Annotated in this window: 16 protein-coding genes and 3 tRNA genes; 9 read left to right on the top strand and 10 right to left on the bottom strand. The window is 71.6% G+C overall.

Annotated features, from left to right (window positions below; genetic code table 11):
- Positions 1 to 49 precede the first annotated feature (49 nt).
- Positions 50 to 1,450: a sulfatase gene (locus QBL25_RS20780; protein ID WP_409058530.1), complete on the top strand. Its 1,401-nt coding sequence runs from the start codon at positions 50 to 52 to the stop codon at positions 1,448 to 1,450.
- Positions 1,451 to 1,481: 31 nt separating this feature from the next.
- On the opposite strand, the gene QBL25_RS20785 is transcribed toward QBL25_RS20780, so the two are convergent.
- The 6 genes from QBL25_RS20785 to purS all read right to left on the bottom strand — a co-directional run bounded on the left by QBL25_RS20785 (position 1,482) and on the right by purS (position 7,120).
- A complete protein-coding gene (locus QBL25_RS20785) occupies positions 1,482 to 2,285 on the bottom strand; it encodes an META domain-containing protein (RefSeq protein ID WP_409058531.1) in 804 nt (267 codons plus the stop codon).
- A gap of 70 nt (positions 2,286 to 2,355) precedes the next feature.
- Positions 2,356 to 3,147: a sterol carrier family protein gene (locus QBL25_RS20790; RefSeq protein ID WP_409058532.1), complete on the bottom strand. Its 792-nt coding sequence runs from the start codon at positions 3,145 to 3,147 to the stop codon at positions 2,356 to 2,358.
- A gap of 9 nt (positions 3,148 to 3,156) precedes the next feature.
- Positions 3,157 to 3,795: a TetR/AcrR family transcriptional regulator gene (locus tag QBL25_RS20795; RefSeq protein WP_409058533.1), complete on the bottom strand. Its 639-nt coding sequence runs from the start codon at positions 3,793 to 3,795 to the stop codon at positions 3,157 to 3,159.
- 132 nt (positions 3,796 to 3,927) lie between these two features.
- Positions 3,928 to 6,192: a phosphoribosylformylglycinamidine synthase subunit PurL gene (gene purL, locus QBL25_RS20800; protein ID WP_409058534.1), complete on the bottom strand. Its 2,265-nt coding sequence runs from the start codon at positions 6,190 to 6,192 to the stop codon at positions 3,928 to 3,930.
- Positions 6,192 to 6,872, bottom strand: coding sequence for a phosphoribosylformylglycinamidine synthase subunit PurQ (gene purQ / locus QBL25_RS20805; protein WP_409058535.1), 681 nt, complete (start codon positions 6,870 to 6,872; stop codon positions 6,192 to 6,194). Before purQ ends, purL begins: the two co-directional genes overlap by 1 nt.
- Entirely contained in the window at positions 6,869 to 7,120 is a 252-nt protein-coding gene (gene purS, locus QBL25_RS20810) for a phosphoribosylformylglycinamidine synthase subunit PurS (RefSeq protein ID WP_135332092.1), read from the bottom strand. The genes purQ and purS overlap by 4 nt, the downstream gene beginning before the upstream one ends.
- 346 nt (positions 7,121 to 7,466) lie before the next feature.
- Here purS and QBL25_RS20815 point away from each other — a divergent pair, with 346 nt between their 5' ends.
- The 8 genes from QBL25_RS20815 to QBL25_RS20850 all read left to right on the top strand — a co-directional run bounded on the left by QBL25_RS20815 (position 7,467) and on the right by QBL25_RS20850 (position 12,178).
- A complete protein-coding gene (locus QBL25_RS20815) occupies positions 7,467 to 7,784 on the top strand; it encodes an Lsr2 family protein (protein WP_409058536.1) in 318 nt (105 codons plus the stop codon).
- A gap of 124 nt (positions 7,785 to 7,908) precedes the next feature.
- Positions 7,909 to 7,980: transfer RNA gene (locus QBL25_RS20820), tRNA-Gly, on the top strand.
- Between the two features lie 79 nt (positions 7,981 to 8,059).
- A tRNA-Gly gene (locus tag QBL25_RS20825) sits at positions 8,060 to 8,135 on the top strand.
- 190 nt (positions 8,136 to 8,325) lie between these two features.
- The gene (locus QBL25_RS20830; protein WP_409058537.1) at positions 8,326 to 9,279 is read left to right on the top strand and encodes an ABC transporter ATP-binding protein; all 954 of its coding nucleotides are present in this window, start codon (positions 8,326 to 8,328) and stop codon (positions 9,277 to 9,279) included.
- A complete protein-coding gene (locus QBL25_RS20835; RefSeq protein ID WP_409058538.1) occupies positions 9,276 to 10,070 on the top strand; it encodes an ABC transporter permease in 795 nt (264 codons plus the stop codon). The genes QBL25_RS20830 and QBL25_RS20835 overlap by 4 nt, the downstream gene beginning before the upstream one ends.
- A gap of 42 nt (positions 10,071 to 10,112) precedes the next feature.
- Entirely contained in the window at positions 10,113 to 11,474 is a 1,362-nt protein-coding gene (locus QBL25_RS20840; RefSeq protein ID WP_409058539.1) for a sensor histidine kinase, read from the top strand.
- Positions 11,471 to 12,079 (top strand): response regulator, encoded by a 609-nt coding sequence (locus QBL25_RS20845; protein ID WP_409058540.1) that lies wholly within the window; start codon positions 11,471 to 11,473, stop codon positions 12,077 to 12,079. The genes QBL25_RS20840 and QBL25_RS20845 overlap by 4 nt, the downstream gene beginning before the upstream one ends.
- Positions 12,080 to 12,102: 23 nt before the next feature.
- Positions 12,103 to 12,178, top strand: a tRNA-Gly gene (locus QBL25_RS20850).
- A gap of 84 nt (positions 12,179 to 12,262) precedes the next feature.
- Here QBL25_RS20850 and QBL25_RS20855 read toward each other — a convergent pair.
- From QBL25_RS20855 to purD, 4 genes are all read right to left on the bottom strand, one after another.
- Complete coding sequence (locus QBL25_RS20855) at positions 12,263 to 13,159, bottom strand: phosphoribosylaminoimidazolesuccinocarboxamide synthase (RefSeq protein WP_409058541.1); 897 nt, start codon at positions 13,157 to 13,159, stop codon at positions 12,263 to 12,265.
- An 84-nt stretch (positions 13,160 to 13,243) separates the two neighbouring features.
- Positions 13,244 to 14,737 (bottom strand): N,N-dimethylformamidase beta subunit family domain-containing protein, encoded by a 1,494-nt coding sequence (locus QBL25_RS20860; RefSeq protein WP_409058542.1) that lies wholly within the window; start codon positions 14,735 to 14,737, stop codon positions 13,244 to 13,246.
- 473 nt (positions 14,738 to 15,210) lie between these two features.
- Positions 15,211 to 17,217 (bottom strand): hypothetical protein, encoded by a 2,007-nt coding sequence (locus QBL25_RS20865; protein WP_409058543.1) that lies wholly within the window; start codon positions 17,215 to 17,217, stop codon positions 15,211 to 15,213.
- Between the two features lie 326 nt (positions 17,218 to 17,543).
- The gene (purD, locus tag QBL25_RS20870) at positions 17,544 to 18,797 is read right to left on the bottom strand and encodes a phosphoribosylamine--glycine ligase (RefSeq protein WP_409058544.1); all 1,254 of its coding nucleotides are present in this window, start codon (positions 18,795 to 18,797) and stop codon (positions 17,544 to 17,546) included.
- Positions 18,798 to 18,966 lie beyond the last annotated feature (169 nt).

Below are 18,966 nucleotides of genomic sequence, written 5' to 3' on the forward strand. Positions count from 1 at the left end.
TCCGGGTACGTGCCCCTGCCGCGCCGTGCCCCTTTTCAGGAGCGCCGCCATGCCTTCGTACGACCAGTCCGCCCTGTCCCGCCGCGCCTTCGGGGGCGCGGTGGGAGCCGGTGCCGCCGCCGCGGTGGGGCTGCCCGCCGCCGCCGAGGCCCGGGAGCGGCCCTTCCGCGCGGCCCCGCGCCGCGGCGGCCGCCGCCCGAACATCCTGTTCATCCTGGGCGACGACCTGGGCTGGGCCGACCTCTCCTCGTACGGGTCGCCGCACATCAAGACCCCCCACCTGGACCGCCTCGCGCGCCAGGGCGTGCGGTTCACGGACGCCTACTCCGGGTCCGCGACCTGCTCGCCGACCCGGTTCAGCCTCTACACGGGGCGCTTGCCCGGGCGTACGGAGGGCGGGCTCGCGGAGCCGATCGCGGACAAGTCCGTGGGCCTGGAGCCGACGCATCCGACGCTGGCCTCGCTGCTGCGGGACGCGGGGTACGCGACCGCGCTGATCGGCAAGTGGCACTGCGGCTATCTGCCGGACTACTCGCCCACGAAGTCGGGCTGGGACGAGTTCTTCGGGAACTTCGGCGGAGCCCTCGAGTACTACTCGAAGCTGGGGCTCGGCGGTGAGTACGACCTCTACGAGGGCGACGCCGAGTACAAGGACCTGCGCTACTACACGCGCATCCTGACCGAGCGGGCGAGCGAGTACGTCCGGCGGGACCACGGCGAGAAGCCCTGGCTGCTCAACCTGAACTTCACCACCCCGCACTGGCCGTGGATAGCCGACGGCGACACCGAGGAGAGCGCCGAGATCGTACGGCGGATCAAGGCGGGCGAGAAGGGCGCGCTCTGGCACCAGGACGGCGGGTCCGTCGAGAAGTACACGGAGATGGTGCAGGATCTGGACCGTTCGGTGGGCGAGGTCCTGAAGGCCCTGAAGAAGTCCGGCCAGGAGCGGGACACCCTGGTCTTCTTCGCCTCCGACAACGGCGGCGAGCGCTTCTCGTACAACTGGCCCCTGTCGGGCAACAAGTCCTCGCTCCAGGAGGGCGGCATCCGCGTGCCGACCATCGTGCGCTGGCCCGCGCGCCTGGACGGCGGGCAGGTCAGCCACGAGCCGGTGTTCACCCCGGACTGGACGGCGACGCTCCTGGAGATCGGCGGGGCGCGGCCGAACCCCGCCTACGCGCTGGACGGGACGAGCCTCGCGCCCTACCTCCTGAAGGGCGAGAAGCTCGCCGAGCGGGAGCTGTTCTGGCGGGTGCGCGGGGAGCGGGCCCTGCGGCGCGGGGAGTGGAAGTACTACCGGGGCAAGGGCGGCAAGGACCAGCTCTTCAACCTCGCCGCCGATCAGCGCGAGCAGGCCGACCGGGCGCCGGGCGAGCCGAAGCTGCTCGCCGAGCTGAAGGCGGCGTGGGAGAAGACGGACAAGGGGCTGCTGCCGTACCCGGCGGCCTGAACGGGGCCCCCGGCGCGCCCGCCGCGTCGCGCTACGGCTTCTTCGGGTCGGCGGCGTTCGCGCTGACGACCGTGCCGTCGGCGGCGGTGAGCGAGAGACCGTCGTGGCTCAGGCGGTAGCTCACCTTGCCGTCGAAGAGCTTCAGGAGCTTCTTCTCGGTCTCGCCCTCCGCTCCCTGGCACATCATCCGGGTGGTCCGGGGAGCGCCGAGGGTGATGTGCCCGTCCGTCACCTCGGCCTTGGCCGTGACGGTGTTGCAGCCGAGCTTGCCGCGGACGGTGCCGTCCTCGCCGAAGGTCAGATGGGCCTTGCCCAGCACGTCCTTCGGCAGGGATGCCGTGGTCTCGCCGTCGCCGACGGCGTTCACTTCCCACTTGGTGCCCGTCAGCGGGACGTCCGGCTCCGAGGTGAGGGCCACGCGGTCTCCCTTGTCGGTGGTGAGGGTCAGCCGGTCGCCTTCGACGGCGGCCTTCAGCTCTCCCTTGCCGAGGGCGCCCTTGAAGGCGTCCTCGAAGTCCTGCTCGGCGCAGCCGCGCTTGGTGGAGAGCGCGTCGGCGAAGTCGACGGTGTCGCCCTTGGTCGAGACGTCCGCGGTGAAGCCGTTGCAGCCGTAGTTGCCCTCGGCCCTGCCCTTGCCGATCTTCACGTAGGCGTCGGCCGGGGCCTGCTGCTTCTTGCCGTCCACCGTGACGCTCTCGACGCTCCAGTGGACGCCGGAAAGACTCGGCTGAGACCCGACGGACCCGCTGCCTGAGCCGGTCTCGGTGCCGCACGCGGTGAGCATGCCCGCGGCGGCCAGGGCCATGACGGTCGGAGTCAGTCGTTGCTTCTGCATGCCGGTCTGACGGGACAAGTGGGTGATCCGGTTCCCCTCGCGCCTGCCGGGCCCCGCTCCCAAGACCCCGCTAGCTCATGACCGGAAGCAGCCCCGCCAGGTCGGCCCGCTCCCCGCTCGCGCTGACCTTCGCCGCGTCCAGCGCCGTCTTCCACTCCGTGCGCCCGGTCGCGAGGCGGATCCAGGTCAGCGGGTCGGTCTCGACGACGTTCGGCGGGGTGCCGCGGGTGTGCCGGGGCCCTGCCACGCACTGGACCACCGCGAACGGCGGGATCCTGACCTCGACGGCGCCGCCGGGCGCCTGCACCGCGAGGGCGTCGGCGAGCAGCCGGGTGCAGGCGGCCAGGGCCTGCCGGTCGTACGGGACGTCGAGGCCCGGCACCGCGTCGTTCAGGTCGTCGGTGTGGACGACGAGTTCGACCGTCCGGGTGACCAGGAAGTCGTCGAGGGTCATCGCGCCGAACCGGGTGGGCATCAGCCGCCCCTCGGTGACGTCGGGCAGGGACGCCTCGAAGCCGGTGAGGGTGTGGGCGTACAGCTCGGTGAGGTCCTGGGCGGCGAAGGACCGCGCTGCCTCGTCGACCTGCTCCGCGGCCGAGGCGGTCGCGAACGGCCAGTCCAGCAGGGCGACTTCGCGTGCCGCGGGCTGCGGCATGGCGAGGAAGCGGGTGACGGCACCGAGGGCCGTCGTGAGGTGCGCGGCCAGTTCGCGGACGGTCCAGTCGCCGAGCCTGGTCGGCAGGGCGAGCTGCTCGGGCTCCAGGGCGCCGACGGCGTCCCGTACGTTCCCGAACTGGGCGCGCACGGCGGTGCGGATCTTGGCGGGGTCGTACGAACGCGTGCGCTTCTTGGCCGGGGGCATGGGCCGAGCCTAATTCTTCCCGGGGTAGCCCTGGAGACCCTTTTCCACCTGGCCGAAGACGCGCTCGGCGGACTCGGCGCAGTCCTTCGCGATCTCGTCGAGCGGGTCGCCGGCCAGGGTGCGCTGCTGGTTCTCCACGATGAGCGCGTTCCGGGCGCCGATCAGCTGGGCGGCGGCGACGCGGGCCAGGAGCATGTCTCCCGTCTCCTCGGCGAGCGCGTCCGCGAGGAGCTGGACGCTGCGCATGTGGAAGCCGACCATGCGGTGCGCGAGGGTCGGCGTCTCGCTGATGAGCTGGCGCACCTTCAGGGCGCGCGGATCGCCGCTGAGGCCGATCGACGGGTCGCGCCCGGCGATCTGCTCCAGGAACCGGCCGCGCATCGCCTCGACCGCTGACTCGCCGGGCCGCCGGTCGCGCACCGCGCGGGCCGGGTCGCCGACGTGCTCCTCCATCGGGCCGACGATCGCGCCTTCCTTGGTGCCGAAGTAGTTGAAGACGGTCATCTTGGACACGTCGGCCGCCTCGGCGATCTCCGCCACGGAGACGTGGTCGAAGCCGCGCTCGGAGCAGAGGTCCACGGCCGCCCGCCAGATCCGCGACGCGGTCTGCCTCTTCTTGCGCGCGCGCAGCCCCAGCTCCTCAGTCATGCAGGTCACGGTACCGGGGCGGCTTCCGCCCGCGCGGTGCCCGGACCGGGCCCGTCCCCGGCCCGCACACGGCGGAAGGCCCCGCCCGGTCTCCCGCCGGGTGGGGCCTTCCGTCACGTACGGCTGAATCCGTCAGGCGAAGAGCCCCGGCAGGGTGCCCTCGTGCGCCGCGCGGATCTCGGACAGCGGCAGGGTGAACTCGCCCTGGAGCTCCACCGCTTCGCCGTCGACCACGCCGATGCGGGTCGCCGGCAGGCCGCGCGCCCCGCACATGTCCGTGAAGCGCAGCTCCTCGGAGCGGGGCACGGACACGACCGCGCGGCCGGCCGACTCGCTGAACAGGAGCGTGAACGCGTCCAGGCCGTCCGGGACGACCAGGCGCGCGCCCTTCCCGCCGCGCAGACAGGACTCGGCGAGGGCCTGCGCGAGGCCGCCGTCGGACAGGTCGTGCGCCGCGTCGATCATGCCGTCGCGCGAGCCCGAGATCAGGATCTCGGCGAGCAGCCGCTCACGCTCCAGGTCGACCTTCGGGGGAAGCCCGCCGAGGTGGTCGTGGACGACCTGCGACCAGGCCGAACCGCCGAACTCCTCGGTGGTGTCACCGAGCAGGTAGAGGAGCTGGCCCTCTTCGGCGAAGGCGATCGGCGTGCGGCGCGCCACGTCGTCGATCACACCGAGGACGGAGACGACCGGCGTCGGGTGGATCGCCGCCTCGCCCGTCTGGTTGTAGAGCGAGACGTTGCCGCCGGTGACCGGGGTGCCCAGGATCTGGCAGGCGTCGGCGAGACCACGGGTGGTCTCGGCGAACTGCCACATGACGTCCGGGTCCTCGGGCGAACCGAAGTTCAGGCAGTCCGAGACGGCGAGCGGCTTGGCACCGGTCGCGGCGACGTTGCGGTACGCCTCCGACAGGGCCAGCTGCGCACCCGCGTACGGGTCGAGCTTCGAGTAGCGGCCGTTGCCGTCGTTGGCGAGGGCGACGCCGAGGCCGGTCTCCTCGTCGATGCGGACCATGCCGGAGTCCTCGGGCTGCGCGAGCACCGTGTTGCCCTGCACGAAGCGGTCGTACTGGTCCGTCACCCATGCCTTGGAGGCCTGGTTCGGCGAGGCGACGACCGCGAGCACCTGGTCGCGCAGCTCCTGCGAGGTGGCCGGGCGGGGCAGCTTGTTCGCGTCGTCCGCCTGGAGGGCGTCCTGCCAGGACGGGCGGGCGTAGGGGCGCTCGTAGACCGGGCCGTCGTGGGCGACGGTGCGCGGGTCGAGGTCGACGATCTTCTCGCCGTGCCAGTAGATCTCCAGGCGGTCGCCGTCCGTCACCTCACCGACGACGGTGGCGATGACGTCCCACTTCTCGCAGATCGCGAGGAAGCGCTCGACCTTCTCGGGCTCGACGACCGCGCACATGCGCTCCTGCGACTCGCTCATGAGGATTTCCTCGGGAGTGAGCGTGGAGTCGCGCAGCGGTACGTCGTCCAGCTCGACGCGCATGCCGCCGGAGCCGTTGGACGCCAGCTCCGAGGTCGCGCAGGAGAGGCCTGCGGCACCGAGGTCCTGGATGCCGACGACGAGCTTCTCGGCGAAGGCCTCCAGGGTGCACTCGATGAGGAGCTTCTCCTGGAAGGGGTCGCCGACCTGCACGGCCGGACGCTTCGACGGCTTCGTGTCGTCGAAGGTCTCGGAGGCGAGGATCGACGCGCCGCCGATGCCGTCGCCGCCGGTGCGGGCCCCGTAGAGGATGACCTTGTTGCCCGGGCCCGAAGCCTTCGCGAGGTGGATGTCCTCGTGCCGCATGACGCCGATGGCACCGGCGTTGACCAGCGGGTTGCCCTGGTAGCAGGCGTCGAAGACGAGCTCGCCGCCGATGTTCGGCAGGCCCAGGCAGTTGCCGTAGCCGCCGATGCCCGCGACGACGCCCGGCAGGACACGCCTCGTGTCGGGGTGGTCGGCGGCGCCCATCCGCAGCGGGTCCACGACCGCGACCGGGCGCGCGCCCATCGCGATGATGTCGCGGACGATGCCGCCGACACCGGTGGCCGCGCCCTGGTAGGGCTCGACGTACGAGGGGTGGTTGTGCGACTCGACCTTGAAGGTGACCGCGTAGCCGTTGCCGACGTCGACGACGCCGGCGTTCTCGCCGATGCCGACGAGCATGGCGCCCCCTCCCGGTGTATCAGCCTCGGGGGCCTTCTCGCCGAACTGGCGCAGGTGGACCTTGCTGCTCTTGTACGAGCAGTGCTCGGACCACATGACGGAGTACATGGCGAGCTCGGCGCCGGTGGGACGGCGGCCCAGGATCTCGCGTACGCGGGCGTACTCGTCTTCCTTCAGGCCCAGTTCGGCCCAGGGCAGCTTGACCTCGGGGGTCTCGGCGGCGTGCTTGACGGTGTCCAGAGTCATCAGACGTTGACCAGCTTCTTCAGGATCGAGGTGAAGAATCCCAGGCCGTCGGTGCGACCGGTGCCGACCAGCGGCTCGACGGCGTGCTCGGGGTGCGGCATGAGGCCCACGACGTTGCCGGCCTCGTTGGTGATGCCGGCGATGTCACGGAGCGAGCCGTTGGGGTTGCCGTCCAGGTACCGGAAGGCGACGCGCCCCTCGGCCTCCAGCATGTCCAGGGTCCGCTCGTCGGCGGTGTACTTGCCGTCGATGTTCTTGAGCGGGATGCGGATCTCCTGGCCGGCTTCGTAGTCGGCGGTCCAGGCGGTCCGGTCGCTCTCCACGCGCAGCTTCTGCTCGCGGCAGATGAAGTGCAGGTGGTCGTTGCGCAGCATCGCGCCGGGCAGCAGGTGCGACTCGGTGAGCACCTGGAAGCCGTTGCAGATGCCGAGGACCGGCATGCCGGCCTTCGCCTGCTCGATGACCGACTCCATGACGGGCGAAAACCGTGAAATGGCCCCGGCCCGGAGATAGTCGCCGTACGAGAATCCGCCGGGAAGCACCACGGCGTCGACCTGCTTCAGGTCCTTGTCCCGGTGCCAGAGCGGCACGGGTTCGGCGCCGGCGACGCGGACGGCGCGCTGGGTGTCGCGGTCGTCGAGCGTTCCGGGGAAAGTGACGACTCCGATTCGAGCAGTCACTTCTCTTCCTCCACCTTTACGAAGAAGTCCTCGATCACGGTGTTGGCGAGGAAGGTTTCCGCCATCTCGTGGATACGGGCGAGGGCCGCGTCATCGACGGGCCCGTCCACCTCGAGTTCGAAGCGCTTTCCCTGACGTACGTCGGCGATCCCCTTGAATCCGAGGCGCGGCAGTGCACGCTGCACCGCCTGGCCCTGGGGGTCGAGGATCTCCGGCTTGAGCATGACGTCGACTACGACGCGTGCCACTGGCACTCCCGGTGTGTGGTGCTGGCTGAGCGGTCCCTTCAGACTACCCGCACAAAAATTCTACTCGCGTAGATTCGTAGAAACCTACGTGAGGACGGTCACGTTCCGACGCATACTCGTGTATCGAACGGGGCACCTTCGCGAAAAATCCAGGAAAAGATCACGCATCATCATTGCGTCCGGACACGCGGGGGGATTTAGTCGGGCTTCACAATGCAATGCCAGGCACTGTACAAAGGAAAAGGCATTGGCCGATCCTTTGCACATAACAGTGCCCCATAACAGCCGGACAGCCGGCATCACCGCACGTCAACTGCGGTGGAGCCGCACGAAGGGACCGATATTCGTGGCGCAGCGTGTCGTAGTCACTCTCTTTGACGACATCGACGGCGGGGAAGCGGCGGAGACGATCGCCTTCGGTCTGGACGGCAAGTCGTACGAGATCGACCTCAATCAAACCAATGCCAAGAAACTGCGCACGGCACTCGCCCCGTACCTGGACGTGGCCCGCAAGCAGTCGAAGTCCGGCAAGGCCTTCAAGCACACGACGGTGGCGGCCAACCCCGCGGCCGTCCGCGCCTGGGCCCGCTCGCACCAGATGGACGTGCCGCCGCGCGGCCGCATCCCGAAGAAGGTCTACGAGGCCTTCGAGGCAGCCAACTGACCTGGGCGGACGCCCTGCCAGAAGGGCCCCTCGGCAACCGACTTGACCTGCACCCCCGACGGTCGGCTAGAGTTTGGACCACGCCGAGGGGCAAGGCCGAAAGGCCCGAACCTCACGGAGTCTTGCGGGTGTAGTTCAGTAGTAGAACATCCCCCTTCCAGGGGGAAGGCGCAGTGTGCAATTCCTGTCACCCGCTCTGCATCGCCGATCAGGCACTCTTTCGAGTGCGGTAGGCTGGTGCTCGCGCCGATCAGTGAGAGCTGGTCGGAGGCAATGCGAACGTAGCTCAGTTGGTAGAGCGCAACCTTGCCAAGGTTGAGGTCGCGAGTTCGAACCTCGTCGTTCGCTCCAGAGAAGAAGGCCCCGGTCATCGCGACCGGGGCCTTCTTTGTGCGTGGCGCCGGTCTTCGTGCGTGGCGCCGGTCTTCGTGCGTGACGCCGATCGTGGCGCGAGGTTTCTTCGGCCGCGTCTGACATTTGTCATGCGAGCCCGTGACAGCGCGCACTGCTCCGGCGCCCGTGGCCGGGGGACGCTCTTCTCATGACTGACCAAGTGATCGACGTGACCGATCTGCGGCGCGTGTACGGGGGCGGTTTCGAGGCGGTCCGAGGAGTCTCGTTCTCCGTCGGACGGGGTGAGCTCTTCGCGCTGCTCGGGACCAACGGCGCCGGAAAGACCTCCACCGTCGAGCTCCTCGAAGGGCTCGCCGCACCCGCCGGGGGGCGGGTGCGGGTGCTCGGGCACGATCCGTACGCCGAGCGGGGCGCCGTGCGCCACCGGATCGGCGTGATGCTCCAGGAAGGCGGCTTCCCCTCCGAGCTGACCGTCGCGGAGACCGTACGGATGTGGGCCGCGTGCACCAGCGGCGCGCGCCCCACCGCCGAGGCCCTGGAGATGGTGGGCCTGCGCAAGCGGGCCGACGTCCGCGTGAAGATGCTCTCCGGCGGCGAGAAGCGCCGGCTCGACCTCGCGACCGCCCTCATCGGCAAGCCCGAAGTGCTCTTCCTCGACGAACCGACGACCGGACTCGACGCCGAAGGGCGCCGCGAGACCTGGGAATTGGTGCGGGCCCTGCGCGACAACGGCACGACCGTGCTGCTGACGACGCACTACCTCGAAGAGGCCGAGAACCTCGCCGACCGGCTCGCGATCCTGCACGAGGGGCGGATCGCGTCCGCGGGCCGGGTCGCCGACGTGGTGGCCGAGCAGCCCTCGCACGTCTCCTTCGAACTGCCCGCCGGGTACTTCGTCGGGGATCTGCCGCCGCTCGGCGAGCTCGGCGTGAGCGGGCACGAGGTCCTCGGCGGCCGGGTCCGGCTGCGGACGCACGAGTTGCAGCGGGCGGCCACCGGGCTGCTGCTGTGGGCGCGGGACGCGAACGTCGAGCTCGGCAGACTCGACGTACGGGCCGCCTCCCTGGAAGAGGCCTTCCTGCGTATCGCACGGGACGCCGAGAGCGCGGCCGACGCCGCGGAGAAGGAGACGGTGGCATGAGCGCCCTGACATCGGCCCCGCAAGCGGTGACGACCCCCGCCCGGCGCATGACCGCACTCGCGCGAGCCGAGCTGACGCTCCTCGGCCGCAGCAAGGGCACGCTGTTCGCGGCGCTCTTCGTGCCGCTGGTCCTGCCGGTCAGTGTCCGGCAGGCCGCGGAGGGCATGGACCTCAAGGGGACCGGGCTCACGGTCGGCACGATCGTGCTGCCCGGTGCCATCGGCTTCTCGCTGCTCTTCGCCGTCTACTCCGCGCTGACCGCCGTGTACGTCGCCCGCCGCGAGGAGCTCGTGCTCAAGCGGCTGCGCACCGGTGAGCTGCGCGACCCGGAGATCCTCGCCGGCGCCGCCCTGCCCTCGGTCGCCATCGGCGTGACGCAGTCCGTCCTGCTCGCGGTCGGCTGTGCGGTGCTCCTCGACGCGGGAGCGCCGAGCGCGCCGCATCTCGCCGTCATCGGGCTGCTGTTGGGGCTCGTGACGTTCACCGCGCTCGCCGCGGTCACCGGCAGCTTCAGCAGGTCCGCGGAGTCCGCGCAGGTCATGAGCATGCCGCTGATGTTCCTTTCGATGTTCGGCTCCGGCCTCTTCATCCCCTTCGAGGTCATGCCCGACAAGCTGGCCTCGGTCGCCGAGCTGCTTCCGCTGAGCCCGGTGATCACGCTGGTGCGCGGCGGCTGGACCGGGGACCTCTCCGCCTCCGACACCGTGACCGCCCTGACGGTCGCTGTGGCCTGGGCCGTGGTCTCGGTGTTTGCTGTACGACGGTGGTTCCGCTGGGAACCGCGGCGCTGAGCGGGCCACGACACACCTGACGCAAAACAAAGGGGTCACGACGTGATCGGCCGAATCCGGGGGCTGAAGCGCGGCTGGCACGAGCGCAGCAAGATCGAGAAGGTCGAGTTCCAGAGCATGGCCATGTGGCACGCCATGCCCTGGCTCTTCTTCGTCAGCTGGGGCGCGGTGCCGCTGGGAGTGGCCCTGCAACACCAGACCGCCCCGCTGGCCCTCGGCAGCACGCTGATCGCCGTGGCCGTCGTGCAGTGCGTGCACGTCAACCGCACGCTGCGCCGCTCCCTCGACCACTTCCTGGAGCGCGCGGAGCCGCCCCGCCGCGACCTCGCCGTGTCGCTCGCGCTCCTGGTCACGACGCTGGGCCTGGTGCTCGCACTGGAGGCCGCGCACGGGGCCGAGCCCGAGGTGCTCACGCTCGCCACGCTGTTCGCCGTGATGCCCTACGGGCAGTCGCTGGCCTTCTCCGTGCCCATCCGCACCTTCCTCGTCCGGTTCGCCGTGATCGACGCCGCCACGGTGGCCGGGGCCGCCGCGGTCGGCGTGCGCGACGGCCGGCTCGTGGGCGTGGCCCTGATGATCGCCCTGGGCGCCCTGGTCTCCCTGCTCTCCTCGCGCTGCGGCGCCTGGACGCTCTCCGTGATGTGGGAGGGCGAGCGGGCCCGCGAGGTCGAGGCCCGGCTCGCGGTGGCCGAGGAGCGGCTGCGGTTCGGGCGGGACCTGCACGACGTGATGGGGCGCAACCTCGCCGTCATCGCGCTGAAGAGCGAGCTGGCCGTGCAGCTGGCCAGGCGGGGGCGGCCCGAAGCCGTCGACCAGATGGTCGAGGTGCAGCGCATCGCGCAGGAGTCGCAGCGGGAGGTGCGGGAAGTGGTCCGGGGGTACCGGGAAGCCGACCTCGCGGTCGAACTCGCCGGTGCGCAAGGGGTCCTCGAAGCGGCCGGGATCGACTGCCGGGTGAGCGGGTCGTCCGCGGGGCTGCCGGTCCCGGTGCAGTCGGCGCTGGGGTGGGTCGTGCGCGAGGCGACCACCAACGTGCTGCGGCACGGGGACGCGCAGCGGTGCGACATCACCCTGACGATCGCCGACGACCGTACGTCGCTGGTCGTCGAGAACGACGGCGTGCCCGACGCCCCGCCGGAGGGCCGCGCCGGCTCCGGCCTCGCCGGGCTGCGGGAGCGGCTCGCCGCGGTGGCCGGGACGCTGGACTTCACCTGCGGCGACGGGCGCTTCCGGCTGGCCGCGGAGGTGCCGATCACCCGGCTGCGGGCGGATCACCGCCAGGACGGCACCCGGCAGGACCACGACCACCACCGGGGCGGCACCCGGCAGGACCACGACCACCACCGGGACGGCACCCGACAGGATCCCGACCACCACCAGGACGCCGAAAGGGTCACGCGATGAGCCTGCGTGTGCTGCTCGCCGACGACGAGCACCTCATCCGCGGCGCCCTCGCCGCACTCCTCGCCCTTGAGGACGACCTCGTCGTGGTCGCCGAGGCGGCCACCGGGCCCGAGGCCCTCGCCATGGCACGGGCGCACCGGCCCGACGTGGCCGTGCTCGACCTGGAGATGCCGGGCGCCGACGGTGTGACGGTGGCCACATCCCTGCGGGACGAACTGCCGTCCTGCCGCACCATGATCGTGACGAGTCATGGCAGACCGGGTCATCTCAAGCGGGCACTCGCCGTGGGCGTACGGGGCTTCGTACCGAAGACGGTGAGCGCACAGCGCCTCGCCGAGATCATCCGGACCGTTCACGCCGGTAACCGCTATGTGGACCCGGAGTTGGCCGCCGACGCGATCTCCGCCGGGGACTCCCCGCTGACCGTCCGCGAGGCCGAGGTGCTCGAACTCGCCGCCGACGGGGCGCCCGTCGCGGAGATCGCCGAGCGGGCCGCGCTGTCCCAGGGGACCGTCCGCAACTACCTCTCGTCCGCCGTCACGAAGACCGGGGCCGAGAACCGTCATGCCGCGGTGCGTCTCGCACGCGAGCGAGGTTGGGTATAGTTGGCATCGCGCTTCGGCGCAGCGCGGACGTAGCTCAGTTGGTAGAGCGCAACCTTGCCAAGGTTGAGGTCGCCAGTTCGAACCTGGTCGTCCGCTCCACGAAAAGAACCCCCGGTGCCTTTCGGCCCGGGGGTTCTTCGTGTCTGGCGCTGTGTGCTGCCGCTGCGTGCCGCCGGGCTTCCGCTACCAGGCGGTGCCGGTCAGCCGCTCGTACGCCTCGATGTACTTGGCGCGCGTGGCGTCCACCACGTCCTGCGGGAGCGGGGGCGGCGGCTGCTCGCTCTTGCGGTCCCAGCCGGAGGCCGGCGAGGTCAGCCAGTCGCGGACGAACTGCTTGTCGAACGACGGCTGGGCGCGGCCCGGCTGCCAGCTGTCCGCGGGCCAGAAGCGCGAGGAGTCCGGGGTCAGGACCTCGTCGGCGATGACCAGCGTGTCCCCGTCGAAGCCGAACTCGAACTTCGTGTCGGCGAGGATCACGCCCCGCTCGCGGGCGATGTCCCGCGCGCGGCCGTAGACCGCGAGGGTCGTCTGGCGCAGCTGCGCCGCCGTGTCCGCGCCCACCTGGCGGGCGACTTCCTCGTAACTCACGTTCTCGTCGTGCTCGCCGACCGCGGCCTTCGTGGCGGGCGTGAAGATCGGTGCGGGCAGCTCCGAGCCGTCGCTGAGGCCGTCGGGCAGCGCGAGACCGCAGACGGTGCGCGACGCTTCGTACTCGACCAGGCCGGAGCCCGTCAGATAGCCGCGGGCCACGCACTCGACCGGGACCATCTCCAGGGACTTGCAGACCGTGGTGCGGCCCTCCCAGTCGGCGGGGGCGCCGGGCGGCAGGTCGGTGGAGATGACGTGGTTCGGGACGACGTCGACGAGCTGGTCGAACCACCACAGGGAGAGCCGCGTGAGGACCCTGCCCTTGTCGGGGATCTCCGTGGGCAGCACCCAGTCGTAGGCGGACATGCGGTCGCTCGCGACCATCACGAGGTCGCCCGCCTCGTTCTGGTACAGGTCGCGCACCTTGCCGGTGTGCAGGTGCACCAGGCCCGGCACCTGAAGAGGCTCGGGCTTTTCTACGAATCCGGACACGGTTCCTCCCCGTGGTTCTGACTGAATGCTGCTGATTCTCCCGCATGGGGAGAGGGCTCGCGGCCAGGGGGATGCCGGTGGGCGTCAGTCGCGTTTGCAGATGCGGTCCAGGAGGTTGGCCGTGGCGCGCTGGACGCGTGTGTCCACGTGACCGGGGCGGTCGAGCGCCGGTGACCAGGCGAAGGTGCCCGAGGCGAAGACCAGGGCGCCCGACGGGGCGCGGTAGAGGGACGACTCCTGGTGGCGGGTGGCGCCCTCGGAATCCTCGTACGGGGAGTGGGCGAGGAGGATGCGGCCCTGGTGCTCCGGCAGCGCGGTGCGCGGGAAATAGCGGTCGGCCTCGCCCGCCACCAGACCGTCGAGCTCGTCCCCCTCGTGCGCGCCGGTCGCCTCCCACAGCCAGTGGTCCGCGTTGCGCACGACGAGCGGGGCCGGCTCGGGGACCCGGCCCGCGTACTGGATGCCCAGGAGCTGCTGTTCGGCCTTGTCCTGCTCCCGCCAGAGCGCGGGGCGGCCGGGGCCGTGGCGCTTGCGGCAGGTCAGCAGGCGGTCCGGCACACCGGACGGCGAAGGACCCAACTCCACCTGCCAGTACATGGTGTTGGCGGAGAGGAAGACCAGGGACGTGCCGTGCTCGCGGGCCTGCTCCGTGGTGCGGCGCATGTTCGTCGACCAGTACTCGTCGTGGCCCGGGAAGACCAGCCCCCGGTAGCGGGTCGGATCGATGCGGCCCGCGTGCAGGTCGCGGGTGTCGGCGTACGCGAGGTCGTAGCCGTACCGCTCGGCCCAGCGGATGAAGTCGTAGGCGTGGCCCACGTGCAGGGGCAGGCCCGCGCCCGCGTACGGACGGTCGAAGGAGACCGTGTGGGCGGCCTCGCTCTCGCCGAGCAGCCGGCCCTTCTCGTCCCACGCGTGGTAGAGGCTCGCGCCCGTGCGGCCGTCCTCGGGATAGAGGTTGTACGCCTGCCAGGTGATGTCCGGGAGCAGCAGGAGCAGATCGGCGCGGTGGTCGTCGCGGACCGTGAACGGGACGTGCGAGCGGTATCCGTCGACCGTGGTGAGGACCGCCACGTACGCCCCGACGCTCCAGTAACTGGGGATCTGCAAGCGCCAGGAGAGCCACCAGTGGTGGCAGGAGACCGTGCGGTCGGCGGCGAGCGGGGGCGGCTGGACGATGCCGGACAGGCGGGGGCTCGTGCTGATTTTGCTGGCGCCGTCGCCGCCGTAGTGCCCGATGCGGTAGATGTCGACGCTGAACTGCTGGGGCGGGTCGACCGTCACGTGGAAGTCGATCGCCTCGCCGGGTGCGGCGGCGCCGGTGGACGCGAAGCCTTTGATCTGGCCGCGCACGTCGTCGGCGGTGCGGGGGCCGTTCGTACGGACGCGGTTGCGGGGGGCCGGGATGTTCCGTGCGCCGGGGGCGGGGGCGTGGTCGACGTACCAGGGGACGACCTGGCCCGTGTCGTCGAAGTAGTGCTCGGCGCCTCGGAGCCAGGGGAGGGGCCCCTGCCCGAAGGGGTCGGTCACGGCGTGCGCCAGGGCGCCCGATTCCCACCTGCGGATCTGCTCCGACCCCATGCGTGTACCCCTCCCTCGCTGCTCCCCCGAGTGCTCTGCGCTGTGTGCGGTGCGGTTCTTTGTGGTGCGGTCTGTGCGGTCTTTTGTGGTGCGGCTTCCTGTGGGGCGGCCTTGGGTGGTGCCGTCTCTTGTGGTGCCGTCTCTTGTGGTGCCGTCTCTTGTGGTGCCGTCTCTTGTGGTGCCGTCTCTTGTGGTGCCGTCTCTTGTGGTGCCGGGTTGCCGTATGGGTGTTGCTGACGGCCCGTGTGGATCGCGGTCGATCCCAGCACATCACATTACGCACGCACTCCATCACCGTTCGTCGCTAATCGACGAGAACGGAAGGGAGCGTTCCGGAGGCGGGGGCGCGGGGCGCCGGGGGCGCCGGGGGCGCCGGGGGCGAGGGAGGGCCGGGCCCCGGGGGTCAGGGGTGAGGGGGCCGGGGGTGGTGAGGTGAGGTGAGGTGAGGAGTCTCCTCGGAGGTCGTCCTCGGCTCAGACCAGGCGGACCGGCTTCTCCGGGCGGACTCCCAGGCGGGCGAGCCAGCCCCGCAGCGGGATGGGGTCGCCGTCCTCCACGAGGCTGCGGACGTGCGGCGTGAGGTCTGCCGCCCGCTCGCCGTCGATCAGGAGGGCCGGGCCGTCGAGCCAGTCGAGACCGGGGGCGGCGCCCGCCGTGTCCACGGCCGCGCAGCAGACCAGCGCCGTGACGTGGTCGGCCAGCAACTCCCGTCCCGTGCGCGGCGGCTGGAGCGGGAACAGCGGCAGCATGCCGTCGTCCCAGAGCGCGTCGTCCGGGCCCTGTCCCGTGGGCGCGGGGCGCGGCGGGGCCGCGGCTTCCTCGCGGGCGATCTCCGCGGTGAGGCCCGCGGCCAGGAGACCGCCGGGGCTGTCGGCGTCGGCGTCGAGGTCGGCGTCTGCGGGGTCTTCGAACATGCGGGCTGCTGCGGAGGCGTCGGTGGACGCGGCTTCTTCGCTGCCGGGGGTGGTGGGGGCTTGGTGGCCTTGGTGTCCTTGGACGCCTTGGTGGTCCTGGACGCCTTGGTGGTCCTGGTGGCCCCGCGGGTCCAGCTGGTCGTGGCCCGGGTGGGGCGCTCGGGCGGTCTCGGCGCCCTCTGCGGCCTCGGAGGGCTCTGCGGCCTCTGCGGCCTCGGCAAGCCCTGCGGTCTCTGCCGCCTCTGAGCCCTCTGTGGCCCGTGCCGTCAGGTGGTCCAGGACACGGCCCAGCGTCGGTCCGTCCGAGTCGGGGGTCGTCGGGTCGGCGGAGTGGCTGATGCCCAGGGAGTCCAGAACGCGGTGCAGGCGGGCGGCGTCCATGCGCCACTTCCGGTCCACGACCTCGTCCGGATACTCCTGCCACGCCACCGGCGCCCAGTCGGGGCTCTGCTCGGCGGGGCCGCCGTGGAAGAGGCGGGCGGCGAGCAGCGAAGCCGCCTCGTCCACCGAGCCCGGCTCCTCCAGGAGGTCACAGGCGGGGCGCTCGCCCAGGCGGGAGGTGAAGCCCTCCGCCAGGCGGTCCCTGCGGGAGAGCTCGGTGAGGGCGGAGACGACACCCGCGTCGAGACGGGAAGGCCAGCGGCCCATCCGCCAGGCGGGCAGCGCGACCTTGGTGAGGAGGCGGTCCCACCCGGCGTACGCCAGGCCCACCTGCTCCTGGGCGACGATCCGCACGCCGTAGTCCACGGCCTGGGCGCGCTCGGCGGCGGCCGCCGCGACCCCGCGCTCCATCTCGCCCGCGTGCCCCCGGCAGCTGCGCAGGAGCAGCCGCGCCACCCAGCCGACACCGCCGAGGACCGTACGCACCAGCGGGCCGCGGCCCGGGGCGGACGTGACCGCGACCGCGGCGTCGAGCCCGCGGATGAAACGGCGGGCCGCGGCTATGTCGGGGTGCGCCGAGGGCCCCGTACCGGCCACGACCGGGGCGAGCACCGCGCGCAGCTCGCCGACCCGCATCCACCACAGGAACGGGGAGCCGATGACGAGCACCGGAGCCACGGGGGCCGGGCGCCGCGGGGCGGGGCGACCGTCCCGTACGCCGTTGCCCTCCGTCTTCGGCTGCTGGGGGGTCGAGGCCTCCGCGGGCGGGCCGTGCGCGGGGTGGGTGCGGTCCTCCAGCCAGCTGTCGCAGTCCGGGGTGAGCGCTATCGCCGAGGGCGCGGGCACGTCGAGACGGTCGGCGAGATCCCGCACCAGGCGATACAGATCGGGGGCCGAACCCTCGGCGATCGGGACCGTCGGGCTGACGGCCGGCCTGGACCGCGCGACCACGAGGGCGACGCCTGCGGCGGCGAGCAGCACGACGACGGCGAGAGCCGTCACGACGCCGCGCACGACGTCCCAACTCCCGCCGGTCATATGGCCCGTGATCCCGCCCGCGATCAGCACGACGGCGACGGCCGCGGGCAGCAGTGCGACGGCCAACGCCCTGCTGCGGATGCGCAGCACGGCGAGCGCCTGGGAACGTGCGGACTGCACGCCCACCTCCACACCCGTACCTGACACGACCGATGTCACCCCCTGCTGCCTGCGCCGCCTGCGACCCGGCCGGAAGCCGGGACTACGGGCGGACGGCAGCCGCCGATGGATTTGCTCACTCCCCCACTGTGGCACCCGCCACCGACATCGCAATGCCGGTGGTCTGTTTGGCTCTGGGCACCTGAACCGCTTGCGCCGCACCCTAGTTGGGGTGCCGGGCATCGTCAGCCGGATGGGCCAGCGGTCACCCGATGGAATGGCTTTGGGTAAAGGTGGATGACGATCAGGCCCCGGATCCCTTGGGAGATCCGGGGCCTGAGAGCCGTCTGCGGGTGGCGTGAGTGTGACGTCGGTTACGCCTGCGCGGCCACCTTCGCCGCGATGTCCGTACGGTGCTGGGAGCCGTCGAGGCGGATACGGGACAGCGCCTTGTACGCGCGCTCGCGGGCCGCGGTCAGATCCGTGCCGGTGGCGGTCACGGAGAGCACACGGCCGCCCGCGCTGACCACCGCGTCGCCGTCGCGCTTGGTCCCCGCGTGCAGGACGTACGCGTCCGGGGCATCCTGTGCGGCCACGTCGTCGAGGCCCTCGATGGGGTCGCCGGTGCGCGGGGTGCCCGGGTAGTTGTGCGAGGCGATGACCACGGTCACCGCGGCGTCGTCGCTCCAGCGCAGCGGGGGCAGGTCGGCGAGGGTGCCGTTCGCCGCGGCCAGCAGGACTCCGGCGAGCGGCGTCTTCAGGCGGGCGAGGACGACCTGCGTCTCGGGGTCGCCGAAGCGGGCGTTGAACTCGATGACGCGTACGCCGCGACCGGTGATCGCCAGGCCCGCGTACAGCAGCCCCGCGAACGGGGTGCCCCGGCGGCGCAGCTCGTCGACGGTCGGCTGGAGCACGCTCTGCATGACCTCGTCGACCAGCTTCGGGTCGGCCCAGGGCAGGGGCGAGTACGCGCCCATGCCGCCGGTGTTCGGCCCTTCGTCCCCGTCGAGGGCGCGCTTGAAGTCCTGCGCGGGCTGGAGCGGGACGACGGTGACGCCGTCCGTGACGGCGAAGAGGGAGACCTCGGGGCCGTCGAGGAACTCCTCGATGACGACGCGGTCGCAGGCGAGGGCGTGCGCGCGGGCGGCCTCGATGTCGTCGGTCACGACGACGCCCTTGCCGGCCGCGAGCCCGTCGTCCTTCACGACGTACGGAGCGCCGAAGGCGTTCAGCGCCTCGTCGATCTCCTCGGCGTTCGTGCAGACGTAGGAGCGGGCGGTGGGCACCTGGGCGCCCGCCATCACGTCCTTGGCGAAGGCCTTGGAGCCCTCCAGCCGGGCGGCCTCCTCGGAGGGCCCGAAGCAGGGGATGCCGACTGCGCGCACGGCGTCGGCGACTCCGGCGACCAGGGGCGCCTCCGGGCCCACGATCACCAGACCGGCGCCGAGGGTGGTGGCGAGGGCGGCCACCGCGCTGCCGTCGAGGGCGTCGACCGGGTGCAGCTCGGCCACGTCCGCGATGCCGGCGTTGCCGGGGGCGCAGTACAGGGCGGAGACGTCGGGGTCGAGGGACAGAGAGCGGCACAGGGCGTGTTCGCGGGCACCACTGCCGATGACAAGGACCTTCACGCCCGCCAGCCTAGCTGGCACCAAGCCGTGGCTTCGTACGGCCGCCCCAGCTGGGGGGTGGCTCGGGTTTGGAGGATCGTCCAGGGCGGGGCCTGGAGTCGCTCCTACGGTGAGGGGGTGACTGCGGGGCGAACGGACGGGTGGGCGGGTGGGCGGGCGGGAAATATCC

The sequence above is a fragment of the Streptomyces sp. SYP-A7185 genome, assembly GCF_046103685.1.
Taxonomy (GTDB): Bacteria; Actinomycetota; Actinomycetes; order Streptomycetales; family Streptomycetaceae; genus Streptomyces.